The 12,542-nt window shown below is 72.3% G+C and carries 6 protein-coding genes; 3 read left to right on the top strand and 3 right to left on the bottom strand.

The features are described 5' to 3' along the window. Positions 1 to 267: 267 nt before the first annotated feature. Complete coding sequence (locus AB0D67_RS21000; RefSeq protein WP_362937977.1) at positions 268 to 753, top strand: hypothetical protein; 486 nt, start codon at positions 268 to 270, stop codon at positions 751 to 753. Between the two features lie 63 nt (positions 754 to 816). Here AB0D67_RS21000 and AB0D67_RS20995 read toward each other — a convergent pair whose 3' ends face one another. Beyond that, positions 817 to 1,290 carry a hypothetical protein gene (locus AB0D67_RS20995; RefSeq protein WP_362937974.1) on the bottom strand — a complete coding sequence of 158 codons (474 nt, stop codon included), beginning with the start codon at positions 1,288 to 1,290 and terminating at the stop codon, positions 817 to 819. Between the two features lie 969 nt (positions 1,291 to 2,259). Between AB0D67_RS20995 and AB0D67_RS20990 the strand changes: the two genes are divergently transcribed. Continuing rightward, positions 2,260 to 3,279 carry a tyrosine-type recombinase/integrase gene (locus tag AB0D67_RS20990; protein WP_362937971.1) on the top strand — a complete coding sequence of 340 codons (1,020 nt, stop codon included), beginning with the start codon at positions 2,260 to 2,262 and terminating at the stop codon, positions 3,277 to 3,279. Between the two features lie 441 nt (positions 3,280 to 3,720). Beyond that, entirely contained in the window at positions 3,721 to 4,956 is a 1,236-nt protein-coding gene (locus AB0D67_RS20985) for an epoxide hydrolase (protein ID WP_362937968.1), read from the top strand. A gap of 339 nt (positions 4,957 to 5,295) precedes the next feature. Here AB0D67_RS20985 and AB0D67_RS20980 read toward each other — a convergent pair whose 3' ends face one another. Next, the gene (locus AB0D67_RS20980) at positions 5,296 to 9,105 is read right to left on the bottom strand and encodes a S8 family serine peptidase (protein ID WP_362937965.1); all 3,810 of its coding nucleotides are present in this window, start codon (positions 9,103 to 9,105) and stop codon (positions 5,296 to 5,298) included. Between the two features lie 205 nt (positions 9,106 to 9,310). After that, complete coding sequence (locus tag AB0D67_RS20975; RefSeq protein WP_362937962.1) at positions 9,311 to 12,187, bottom strand: AAA family ATPase; 2,877 nt, start codon at positions 12,185 to 12,187, stop codon at positions 9,311 to 9,313. Positions 12,188 to 12,542 lie beyond the last annotated feature (355 nt).

The raw sequence follows: 12,542 nt of genomic DNA, 5'->3' as shown, positions 1-12,542 counted from the left end.
CCCGTGATCACCTCTGACCGTACCGGGCGGCGACGACGGCCGCCGGGCATCCCCTTAAGGCTCTTGCGCCTCCCGGCCCGCCGGTCGTGCCCTCACGGATGCGCCCGGACGGCGGGCGGGGCGGACGGCAATCAGATGATCACCGACGACTACTCCCTGACCGGGGAGGAAGGACCGCTTCCCCCGCGGCGGCAGGCCTCCGAAACGGGGGAGAGGCGCCCGGCCGCACCCCGCCTGCGGCCCCGCACCCGGACGTACGATCACGCCATGGGAAACATCGGACCCACCGAACTTCTCGTCCTCGCCGTACTGCTCGCCGTACTGCTCGCCGTGGCGGCCCTCTTCCTCCTCGGAGTGATCCGCCTGGCCACCCGCGGCTCCCGGGGCTCCGCCGCGCCCCGGCCGCGGCTCGACCCCGCCGAACTGCACCGCCAGGCCACCGGCCTGATCACCGCCGGCAAGACCATCCAGGCCGTCAAACTCGTCCGGGAGCAGACCGGCCTCGGCCTGGCCGACGCCAAACGCTACACCGACGACCTCGCCGCCGGCCGCCCGCCGTACCCCGCCTTCCCGCACCCCGGCCACACCGCCGCGCCCGGCCACACCACGGCCCCGCAGCCCGCCGCCGACCTCGCCGGCCGCGCCCGCCACCTCAAAGCCACCGGCCACACCGAGCAGGCCGTTCTCCTCGTCAGGGGAGAGACCGGCATGAACGACGCCGACGCCCGGCGATTCGTCGACTCCCTCACCTGACATCCCCCCGCGCCGCCCCCGGCCCACGGAGACATCCCGCGCGGCCCGTTCCCGGACCCCGGGTCACACGACGCGGGAGCGAGCCGCCGCCACCAGCCGGGCATCGGCGCCGGAGGTGACGACGACGACCGCCGACTCCGGGGTCCGCTCCCGTACGTCCTGCGACCTGATCGCCATCACCGCCGCCGGGCTCCCCAGCTCACCGTAACGGGCGGCCACCGCCTCGGCGATCACCACCCGGGCGGCGCCGGCAACACCCCTGGCCGACATCGGCGCCCCCGCGGCGCACAGGTGACCGAGCAACGCCGCGAACCGCAGCTCACCCTCCATCGGCGAGACGACGCCACCCCCCTCACCGCCCGCCGCCCGCGGCGCGTCCAGCCAGAACACCCCGCCACGCAGGAAACCCGCACAGGACCCCTCGCCATGCGGAAGCACCCGCACGGCGTCGGCCACCACCCGGCCGAACTCCGCCAGGTCCGCCTCCGGCGGCAGATCGGTGGTGACCAGCAGCGGCACGACCAGCGAATCCAGCATCAGCGGGCATCCCTTCGGTGAGACCGCTCATGGTAGGACCCGCCACCGACAATTCCGGGGGAGCCGCGACGCCCGGCGTGCCGCCGTGCCCTCCGCCCGCCTCCCCTGGGGCCGCGGCGGGCGACGCCGCGGCCCCGGGGGAGAGGGGACGGCACCGCGGTGTGGACCCCGCCCAGACCCCTTCGCCGGCCGAGGCCACCCGGGCCCGGCGGCCTTCCGAGCCGCGGGCCCGCTTCGACTCCGTGCTCGAGGCCATGCCGCGCGGCTTCGGCCCCGGCGTGGACTGAAACGCCGGGGGCGGCCCGGTGTGGACGCCGTACGGGGCCCGTGTCGCGGCGATCATGGGTGATCGCGAGCTAAGGAATAGGGTCAGAATGGTCGAATCTATACCAAACAGAATTCAGCTTCTGTCTGGTATGACATTTATTGTCCGTTTTGAGAGTGTGCGGGGAAGGCCGGACGGGCGTGCAGGCGTCCCGTACGCCGCAGCGGCCTGCGACGGCCACGGCGCGGCCGGGACGCGAGCGGCGATCACCCGGGGTCGTGCCGCCGGGCCCGTGAGCCCGGGTGGGCCCGGCGCCGCGCCCTGCAAGATCGTCCCGGCCGATGAGGTGCGGTGCGGTGGCGGCCGGGACGCATCGGTCGTGTCCGTCCGGTGCGGCGGCCGGGGTGCACCGGGTTCTTCCCGTGGCCGTCGCCGCGGTGGCCGGGTGCCGCATCTGCCGGTGTCCGTCGGTGTCTTCCTGTGGGCTTCCGGGGTCTGTGGCGGGTTCGTGTCCGCCGTACGCCACGGGCGGGCGGGTGCCGGTGGCCGGGCGGTGCGGGTGCGGGCCGTGCCGGCGGGTCGGCGGCGGGTGCCGGTGGCGGGGTCTTCCGGGGTGTCGGTCGTGGTTGCCGAGGTTTTTGATGCATAATCGCACTTATGCATCACTTGTGGGTGGTCCCCTGTCGGCGGGTGGGAGGTGCGTGATGGGCGCGGGTGAGGCCGGTGGGCCGATGAGCGTGACCGGGGCGGCCGAGGAGTTCCTGTTCTCGTTGCGGGTCAAGAAGCTGTCGGCGCACACGATCGCCGGGTACGCCCGGGATCTGCGGGCGGTGACGGTGCTGGCGGCCGCTCAGGCGGGGTGCGCGCCGGGTGAGCTCGCGGTGGGCGGTCTGTCGGGGCGGCTGGTACGGACGGCGTTCGCCGGGTTCGCCGGGCCGCGGTCGGCGGCGAGCGTCAACCGGGCCTGGAGCGCCTGGAACCAGTTTCTGACGTTCTGTGTGGCGGAGGGGCTCCTGGAGGGCAATCCGATGGCGGCGGTCCCCCGGCCTCGGCAGCCGGCCAAGGCGCCCAAGCCGTTGCTGGGTGACGGGGAGGCGTCGGGGTTGCTGCTGGAGCGGATCGCCGCGGGGGCGCGTAAGGCGCGGGATCCGTGGGTGGAGCGGGATCTGGTGGTGCTGGCGCTGGCGTTGGTGACGGGGATGCGGTCGGCGGAGCTTTTGGGGTTGACGCTGGGGTCGGTGGGTGGTTCGGCCGGGGATCGGCGGGTGCAGGTGGTGGGCAAGGGCGGGCGGACGCGTTCGCTGCCGGTCGAGGCGCCGGTGGAGGTGCTGGTCGAGCGGTATCTGGAGAGCAGGATGCGGCGTTTCGGGCTGGCTGCGCTCCCCCGGTCGGCGCCGTTGCTGGTGGACAACCGGGGTGAGGCGTTGCGGCGGGGTGGGCTGCAGTATCTGGTGCGGCAGTGTTACCGGTATGCGGGGGTGCATGATCGGGTTCAGCGGGGGACGCTGGTGCACGCGTTGCGGCATGAGTTCGCCACGCGGCTGGCTGAGCGGGGGGCTTCGGCGCATGAGCTGATGGAGTTGCTGGGGCATGCCTCGATCGTGACGGGTCAGGCGTATGTGGCTTCCACGGCGCGGGAGGTGCGGCGGGCGGCGCGGGGTAATCCGGCGTACGGGGTGCTGGAGCGGCTGACGGGTGAGGGTGGGGAGCGGCGGGAGCCGTAGCGGCGGGGCGGGGTGAGGGTGGTGGGGGCCGGTCCTCCCCTCCCCTGGCCGGTCGGGGACTCGCGCCGGTGTGACCCAGGGTGTTGTGCCGCGCTCCCCCGGTTTTCGGCCGGTGCCGGGGTGGCCGGGTGGGGGTTTCGGGGGCGGGGATCCGGGGGTGCCGGTTCGGGGGTGGGTGCGGGGGTTGTTCTATCGTGTCGGAGTCGTTGGGTGTCCGGGCCGGTGCCGGGGTGGCCGGGTCGTGGCGGAGGGGGTGCGCCGGTTGTCTGATCGTCCGGGGCGGTCCTGGCCGGCTCGTGCGGCCGGCGGGTTCCGGTGGTGTCGGCCGTGGTCGGTGCCGTGGTTCCGCCGGTCGGCCGGCGGGGCGGTGAGATCGCTTCGGCCCTGTTCGGGGGCACCGCTTCTCCCCCGTTTCGTTCCCTGTTCAGAAGGAGCCGCTCCGTGACCGTCTCGCATGCGTTCCCGTTGGAGCCCGTTTCGATCCGTGTGCCCGGTGAGGTCCTCGATGATCTGCGGGCTCGTCTGGTGTTGCGGCGTCCACCGGTGGATGAGGGTAATGAGGACTGGTTCTACGGTGTTCCGGATGGTTATCTTCGTGAGCTGGTCGCCTACTGGCGGGACGGCTATGACTGGCGTGTGGCCGAGGCGGCGATCAACGCTCATGAGCATTATGAGGTGAGTGTGGCGGGTGTTCCGGTGCATTTCATGCGCAAGGCCGGCCGTGGTCCTCGCCCGATTCCGTTGATCCTCACCCATGGGTGGCCGTGGACGTTCTGGCACTGGTCGAAGGTGATCGGTCCGCTGGCCGATCCGGGGGCGTTCGGTGGTGATCCGGCCGATGCGTTCGATGTGATCGTGCCGTCCCTGCCGGGTTTCGGTTTCCCGGGGCCGCTGACCGGTTTCCCGGAGGTGAACTTCTGGAAGGTCGCCGATCTGTGGCATGTCCTGATGACGGAGGTTCTGGGGTATGAGAGGTACGGTGCCGGGGGGTGTGACATCGGCGGGATCGTCTCCAGTCAGCTGGGTCACAAGTACGCCGATGAGCTGTACGGGGTTCATATCGGGTCGGGGTTGCCGCTCGATTTCTTCACGGGTCCCCGTGCGTGGGATTTCGCGCGGAATCGGCCTCTCACCGAGGATCAGCCCGCCGAGGTGCGTGCCCGGATCGTGGAGCTGGATCGGCGTTCGGCGTCTCATCTGGCGGTGCACATGCTCGATGGTGCGACGTTGGCGCATGGGCTGAGTGACTCCCCCGCGGGGTTGCTGGCCTGGCTGCTGGAGCGCTGGAACGCCTGGAGTGACAACGGTGGTGACGTCGAGTCGGTCTTCACGAGGGATGATCTGCTGACGCATGCCACGATCTACTGGGTGAACAATTCCATCGCCACGTCGATGCGGTACTACGCCAATGCCAACCGCTATCCGTGGGTTCCGGCTCATGACCGTGTCCCGGTCGTGCAGGCTCCGGTGGGTGTGACGTTGGTGACGTATGAGAATCCGCCCGGTGTGCGTGGCGCCGATGAGCGGGTGCGGGCGTTCCTGGGGGGTCCGCAGGCGGGTTGGTTCAACCATGTCAACGTCAGCGCCCATGATCGTGGGGGTCATTTCATTCCGTGGGAGAACCCGGAGGCCTGGGTGGGTGATCTGCGCCGTACCTTCCGTGGCCGCAGGCCCTGAGGGGTCTTCCGGGTCCGGGGCGGCCTGGAGTTCCTGGAATCCACGGTCGGTTCCCGTCGGTGTTCTCGATGTGTCCGGTGCCCGCTTTTCAGGGGCGCGGTCTGTGCGGCGTCGGGTCGGACATCCCTGGATGTGGAATGTCAAGCGGGCCTTGGCGCCGGCGTAACGGTCTTTCGCGTCGCCGAACTCCGCGAGCGCCCGGGCGCCAAGGCTCCTGGCCACCGGTGAGGGCACGGTCTGACCCCAGGACTCCACCATCGGTCCGGCGGACGAGAGTGCTCACTCACCAGTGGCTACCAGGAACCGAGTCTGCCTGATCAGCCGACCCGGTGGCTCCCGTCAGCGCAAGGGGAAGGCGCGGGTGGTGGTCTGTTCGACCTTGTTGCCTTCGGTGTCCCAGGCTTCGGCCTTGAGGGTGACGGCGCCCTTCGTATCCGCGAGGGCGGGGTAGGTGAGTGTGGTGGTGTAGACGCCGGTACGTACCCGGCGGACCTTGGCGTTCTTCCAGGTCTGGCCATCGTCGGTGCTGTAGGCCAGCTTCAGCCCCGCGACGGGCGGCATCCGCTCGGCCGACGGGGAGTGGGTCACGTCGATCTGGAACGTGTGCCGGCCACCGGCCCGTACGGAGGTGTCCAGGGCCTGGGTGTCACCCAGGTCGTAGCCGGCGAACACGAGCGGCTGCGGGTTGCACGAACCGGACGAGCCCATGGTCGGGTGGCAGTCGGTCGTGGGCGGGACGGTGTCCTCGTCGCGGGCCCTGGAGTGGAAGGTCCAGGCGTTGACGGAGCCCGAGCCGCTCTGTTCGAGCCGGTAGACGCCCTCCTCCTTGGTCAGTGTGAACATCGGGAACGCGGCGCCGGCGACGCGTGGGATCTCCTTGCCGTCCTTGAACAGCTTCGCGTTGGTGTTGACGCTGCCGCCGGGCATGGCCAGCCGCCCGTCGCCGGTTACGAAGGTGTAGGCGGGCAGGAACGTGTCGCCGCGCCGGCACATGGCGCACAACACCTTGTTCTCGACGTCGGGGATCTCCGGGATCACCATGGCGCCCGGGGTGGCCGGGCCGGTGCCCCAGCGCCTGGTCTCCTTGCCGGGCTTCTCGATCGTCGTGTCCAGTTCCCAGGTCTTTCCGTCGGTGCCGCTGACGCTCCCCTGCCGCAGCGTGTCCGCCGAGGACAGGCTGAAGTACTCGATCCGCCTGGAGGGGGCGGCGAAGTGGAACGCCGTCGCGAACGTGACCCGCTCCAGCGGCTTGCGGCTGTGCCAGATCTCCATCTGGTCGTCGAGGCTCATCGGCGTGTGGTACGCGGTGTCCACGGTCCGCAGGCGGTCGTTGGTGAAGCGGTAGACGGGGTCGGGGACCCGGCCGTCCTCGTACTCCTGGAGCTGGTAGGTGTAGTCGACGATCGGGTTGTTGGTGACCTCCAGTGTGACCGGGCCGTTCGTGAGCTGGGCGCGGAGCTGGTCGCCGACGGTCTTGAAGATCTGGATCACCGGCAGTGCCGGCTTTTCGTCCCCGCCGGGCCAGGTGGGGATCGAGCAGCCGGGGTACACGCGGTTGGCGAAGAGCACGACCCCGGCGGCGCCCGCGGCCTTCAGCGCCTGGAGACGCTCGAGTTCGATGAGGCAGGTGTCATCGGGGTCGATCGTCATCAGCGCGAGCTTGCCGCGCAGGTCGCCCTGCGGGTTCGCGCCGCCGCCGACATAGGCGAGGTCGTAGCGGTGGGTGCCGGCCGGGAACGGCATGTCCCAGCCCAGGTCGAAGCTCAGCCCGCGGTCGAAGTACTCATAGGTTCTGGCGTCGATCGCGTACTTCCGGGGGGACACGGCGCGCACGGCCAGTTGCGGGTTGGCGGCCGTGGCCTGTATCGAGTACAGGAGCTTCCCCTTGGTGACCTTCTTGGTGGGGCTGATGTACCAGTCGTTCATGCCGATGGCGCCCATGTGGCCGGTCGTCAGCGGGGTGCCGTCCCAGGCCGTGCGCACGAAGGAGACGGTGCCTCTGGCGTGCCGCCAGTCGATCGGCTTGGGCGTCTTGACGCTCAGCAGCACGGCTTCGCGCGCGTCGAGGGTGATCTCGGCTCCCCCCTCGGGCACGCTCACCTCGGGGTTGAACAGGAGGGCGACCGGGCCAGGCCCGCTGTCGATCGTGTTGTGCTGGACGCCGGCCTGGACGCTGTAGGTGCCCGCCTCGACCATGTAGCGGTAGACGCCGTCGCTGACGAAGTCGCCGGAGCTGATGCCGTAGGTGTCGGGGACGTCGACCGCGCTCGCGGCCACCCAGGTCACCGTCGGCGAGGCCGGGTTGCCGTACCTGTCGATGAGGTGCACGGTCAGCGGTACCTTCTTGGGCCCTCGGCGCAGCCCCACCGGGGTCGTGACGTGTGTACCGGACGGGCCTGTGGCGACCACGGCGCCGGTGTAGCCGCCCTTGGGCAGGCCGTCCGGGCGCAGGGTGACGGTGACGGACGCGGTGCCGCCCGCCGGGACGGTGATCGACGGGGTGCTGAACGTCAGCGCGTCCTTGGCCTCGCCCAGGGTGGCGGCTAGGGTCAGCGTCACCTCGGCGGCGCCGTCGTTGGCGTAGGTGACGGTCTTGTCCACCGTGTCGTTCACGTCTACGGGGATGACGCCGTAGTCCAGGTTCGGTGTGGTGGAGACGACGGGCTGGGAGACGGCCCTGGCCACGTCGACGCGGCCGGCGCCCTGCTCGTAGGCGGAGTATCCAGTGTCCTTGGCGGTCGACATCAGCGCCGCCTTGAGCCGCTGGCCGTCCCAGGAGGGATGTTCCTGGGCCAGTAGCGCGGCCGCGCCCGCGACGTGCGGGGTCGCCATCGAGGTGCCGTTCAGGCTGGTGTGGAGGGCGTCGACCGGGCTGCCCAGTGAGGTTCCGGCGGCGCGGGCGGCGACGATGCCCACGCCCGGGGCGGTTATGTCCGGCTTGAGCGCGCCGTCCACGGCCCTGGGCCCGCGGCTGGAGAAGTCCGCGAGCCGGTCGGACTTGTCGGTGGCGGCGACCGTCAGCGCGGAGGCGGCGGCGCCGGGTGTGCCGATCGTCTCCTTGCCGGGGCCGCTGTTGCCCGCGGCGATGACGAACAGCGCGCCCGTCGAGGCGCTCAGGTCGTTGACGGACTGGGACAGCGGGTCGGTGCCGTCGGTGGGGTTGCCGCCGAGGCTCATCGAGATGATCTTCGCCTTCTCCTCGGTGGCGGCCCACTCCATGCCGGCGATGATGTCGGAGGCGTCGCCCGAGCCGGAGTCGTCCAGCACCTTGCCGATGACGAGCCTGGCGCCGGGGGCGACGCCCTTGCGTGTGCCGTCCGAGCCCGCGCCCGAGCCCCCCACGGTCGCGGCGACGTGGGTGCCGTGGCCGTGGTGGTCGGTCATCTCCTGGCCCTCGACGAAGCTGCGGCTGTCGGCGATCCGGCCGGCCAGGTCGGGGTGGGTGGTGTCGACGCCGCTGTCCAGCACGGCGACCGTCGTGCCGGAGCCGTCGAAGCCGGCCTTCCATGCCTCGGGGGCGCCGATCAGCGGCACGCTCTCGGCCAGGTCCGCCTTGACCTTGGCGTCCAGCCAGACCTTGCCGACGCCGCCGGCGAGCTTCGTCCTGCCGTTGGCCGAGTCGCGCAGGGTGGCCCAGAAGTCGTCCGCCTTCGCTTTGTCGACCGTGAGCGCGGCGCCGTGGATGCTCGGCAGGGACCGGATGGCGGTGCTGTCGGGCAGGGCGCGGGCGGCGCTCTTCCGGGCGCCCTGGTATTGGACGATCAGCGGCAGGCGGTCGGCCGTGCCGTCGGCGTAGCCGTTCTCGGCCAGGTAGCGGACGTCGAACAGTTTGAGGTCCAGGAGGCCCGCGTCGAGGGCGGGCTGGGCGTCGTCCGGGATCACGAAGATCCCCTCCGGTCCGGCCTCGCTGCGGAACAGCGGGATGTGACCGTCGGGGCGGCGGACGGCCTCGGGGGTCGCGGTGTAGCGCCCGTCTCCGTCCCTGGCGAGGTGGACGGTGTCGCCGGTGATCAGGGTGAGGTTCCATGCGCCGCCGGCGGCGCCGGGGAGCGTGACGACGCCGGTGTCGCCCTCGTCGGGCGCGGCGAGGGCCGTCGCCGGGGTCAGCAGGCCCGAGGCCAGTGCCGCTACGGCCGCGGCCGCTAACACGCGCGGCCACGGCCGCCTTCTGGTGGTTGGCATCGGGGGTTCTGCCTTTCTCCTCATGCGTCGACCCAGCCCTCTTCGAGTCCGGCCTCGGGTTCGGGTTCGGGCTCGGGGGTGTCCTGCTCGTCCTTCGGATCGGGCGCTTCGGGCATGCGCCCAGCGTCACAGGAGCGACAGATGGCTACCTATGGGGCAAACACCCCAATAGTCAGGCGTCGAGGCGGTGCGCCAGCCCCGCGCGGGACCGCAGGCCCAGCTTGCGCATGGCCGACCCCAGGTGCTTGTCCACGGTCTTGGCCGACAGGAACAGCTCCTTGGCGATCTCCTTGTTGGTCAGGCCGGTGGCGGCCAGCCTGGCCACCGCGTCCTCCCTGGGGGAGAGCGCGGACCCGTAACCACGCGGGCCGCCGCGATGCCGGGCCGGTACGGGCAGGCCCCAGCGCCTGCTCAGCCGGCCGGCCCGGTCGAGGTCCCAGGCGGCGCCGAGCCCGCCGTACGCGTGCAGGGCGGCCTCCAGGATCGACGCCCCCCGCTCGTCACCGGCGGTGAGCAGCAGCGCGGCCGCGTGCTCGCGCGCCTGTGCCGCCTCGTACGGCGCCCCCAGCCGGTCGTACGAGGCCGCCGCGTCCATGAGGCGCACGGCGTCGGCGGACAGGAAGCCCCGCGCATGGCCGAGCGCCGCCCGCGCGAGCGGCGCGTCCAGCGCGGCGAGCTCGCCTTCGAGACGTGCCAGCAGCTCCCCGGCCTCATCGACCCTGCCCAGCCCCATCAGGGCTTCGACCAGTGCGGGAACCGCCCGAACACCCACCGGCCACAATCCCTTGGCCGCCCACAACGAGAACGCCTCGCCGGTACGCGCCACGGCCTCCCCTGCCCGGCCCTGTGCGGCGGCCAGCCGCAGCAGCGCGCTCACCGGCAGCGCGAGCACGTCGGCCGCGCCCGTCTCCAGGTTCGCGCGCACCAGGTCGTCGAGCCGCGCGGCGTCGGCCCGCCCGCGCGCGAGGGCCAGGCAGCCGGACACGGTGTCCGCGGTGAGGCGGAAACTGGGCAGGTCGGCGAAACGCACCCGCAACGCCTCGAGCTCGTCCGCCACGCCGTCCCAGGAACCCCGGCAGTACGCCAGAGTCGCCAGGTTCAACCGGCACCTGGACTCGATCAGGCCGGTGACGTCGTGCTCGGCCGCCTCGGCCAGCGCGGCGTCCAGCAGGCGGTACGCGGTGTCGTGATGCCCGGCCAGGCAGGCGACCTCGCCGATCGAGTCGTAGGCCACCACCTCCCACCGGTTCGTCGGACGGCCGCCGGTCCGCGCCACGACCTGCCCGGTCAGGCTCGCCCCGCGCGGGTCGCCGACGAGGGTCAGCACCATGGCGACCTTGCCGAGCACGGAGATACGCCGCTCCGGCTCCGCGATCTCGGGCAGCCGTTCGAGCGCCAGGTCGAGCCAGCGCAGGTGCTCGGCGAGCGGGACACCGGGGGTTCTCGGCATGCCCAGGCCCGCCATCGCGTACGCGGCCAGCACCGGGCGGTCGGCGAGATCGGCGACCGCCTCGATCATGGCCCCGCGGGTGAGCTCCGGCACGGCGCCTCCGGCCTCCAGCTTCAGCCCGATGAGGTAGTTCAGCTCGCCGCGCACCGGTCCGGGCGGCTGGCGGGCGGCGGCGGCGCGCAGCAGGCCGATGAGCTCGTCGGCGCCCAGCGCGTAACCGCCCGCCCAGCCCAGTTTCGCCGCCAGCCTGCCCTCGCGTTCCGGGTCGAGGGGGGCGTGCCGCAGGACCGCCTCCAGCAGGCGTTCGGCCTCCGCGTCGTTGGCGAGGGCCACGGCCTGGTCGGCCGCCTTCTCCGCGGCGTCCACCCACGCGTCGTGCTGGCCGGCGTGACGGTGGTGGTGGGCGATCTGGCCGAGCGGCGTGGGATTTTGCCGCGCCACCGCCTTGGCGGCGCGGACGTGCAGGTCCTGGCGTCTGGGCAGCGGGATGCTCCCGTACACCGCCTGGACGGCCAGCGCATGCCTGAAGCCCGCCATGCCGGCGTGCTCGGCGAACAGGCCGCGGTCGAGAAGCTCGTCCAGGCCCTCGTGGGCGTCCTGCTCCGGTACGCGGCAGGTGGCCACGAGATCGGGCACCGGCACGGCCACCCGCAGCACCGCCGCGGCCTCCGCCACCGCCTGCGCGTTCGCGCTCAGGCCGCGCACCCGTTCCAGTACGGAGTCGCGTACCCCGGCCGGTACGCCCAGCGCGTCGAGCGTCTTGCGCGCCCACCTGGTACCGCGCTGGACCAGGACGCCGCGGGCCCGCAGCAGCGCGACCAGCTCCTGGATGGCGTACGGCAGGCCCGACGTGCGCTCGCACAGGTAGGCGGCGAACTCGTCCGACACCTGCGCGGTGCCCAGGATCGAGGCCGTCAGCTCGTTCGTCCGGGCGGCGTCCAGCGGGGCCAGCACGAGGTGGGCATGGGTGAGCTCAGGACGTAACCGCGCGGTGAGCGCCCGCAGCCCGGGACCAGCCTCCTCACCGCGGAACGTGAGCACGAGGACGAGCCCGGGCGGCGGGTCGGCGAGCAGGTAGCCGAGGAATTCGACCGTCTGCTCGTCGGCCCAGTGCAGATCCTCCAGCACCAGGACGGCCCGGCCGAGCGCGGCGAGCAGCTCCGCGAGCCCGCGGAACACGCGATGCCGCAGCCCGGCGGGGTCGTCCAGCGGGCCGGGCTCGGCCGGGAGGACGGCGGCGAGCTCGGGCAGCAGCGGGCGCAGCGCGCCGGTCACCGGCGACAGGCCTCCCTCGGGCAACCTCCCGGCCGCGCCGCGCAACGCCTCGATGACGGGCCCGAGCGGGAACGGCTCCCGAATCTGCGGGCACCCACCGACGAGCGGCGGCCGATCAGGCTGCTCGGCGGCGGGCGGCGGGCGGTCACGCAGCTCGGCGGCCAGTTCGCTGACCAGCCGCGTCTTGCCGATGCCGGCCTCGCCCTCGATCATGACGACGGCCGGGGGACGCCGCACCGCCGCCCGCAGCCGCCGCATCTCCGCGTCCCGGCCGACGAGGACGGGCGAGACCACCCGCTCCACCGCCATTTCGGCATCGTCCATAATCGAGCCATTGAAGCGCCGCCCGCATGAAATGTCACGTCTGTCTTACCTGGCGGCCGGCCCATTGGGCTCGGCCGTGGCGACGGGGGTGGCGACGGGGGTGGCCGCGCAGCCCGTCCTGGCCGGCTCCTGGGCGGCGAGGGCGAAGGCCAGGACCTCGCGCCACTGCTCGCCGGTGAGCGCCGGAGGGGACCGCCGAGCAGGACGTCCACGAAGTGGCGGCCGGCCCGCCCCACGCAGCCCCGCCAGATGAGCGTTCGGCGTGGAGGGTCTTCACCTCACGCGGGGGGCCTCGCCGGGGGTGCGGCGGGTGATCGGTCCGCGGGGTTCGTCGACGTGGCCGGTCGCCGGGTCG

The sequence above is a fragment of the Streptosporangium sp. NPDC048047 genome (assembly GCF_040653115.1).
Classification (GTDB): domain Bacteria; phylum Actinomycetota; class Actinomycetes; order Streptosporangiales; family Streptosporangiaceae; genus Streptosporangium.
This window is presented reverse-complemented; position numbering and strand designations above follow the sequence as displayed.

Bases quoted from the DNA above. Each gene is read 5' to 3' on its own strand.
- AB0D67_RS21000 (WP_362937977.1), top strand. From the start codon at position 268: ATGGGAAACATCGGACCCACCGAACTTCTCGTCCTCGCCGTACTGCTC.
- AB0D67_RS20995 (WP_362937974.1), bottom strand. From the start codon at position 1,290: ATGCTGGATTCGCTGGTCGTGCCGCTGCTGGTCACCACCGATCTGCCG.
- AB0D67_RS20990 (WP_362937971.1), top strand. From the start codon at position 2,260: ATGGGCGCGGGTGAGGCCGGTGGGCCGATGAGCGTGACCGGGGCGGCC.
- AB0D67_RS20975 (WP_362937962.1), bottom strand. From the start codon at position 12,187: ATGGACGATGCCGAAATGGCGGTGGAGCGGGTGGTCTCGCCCGTCCTC.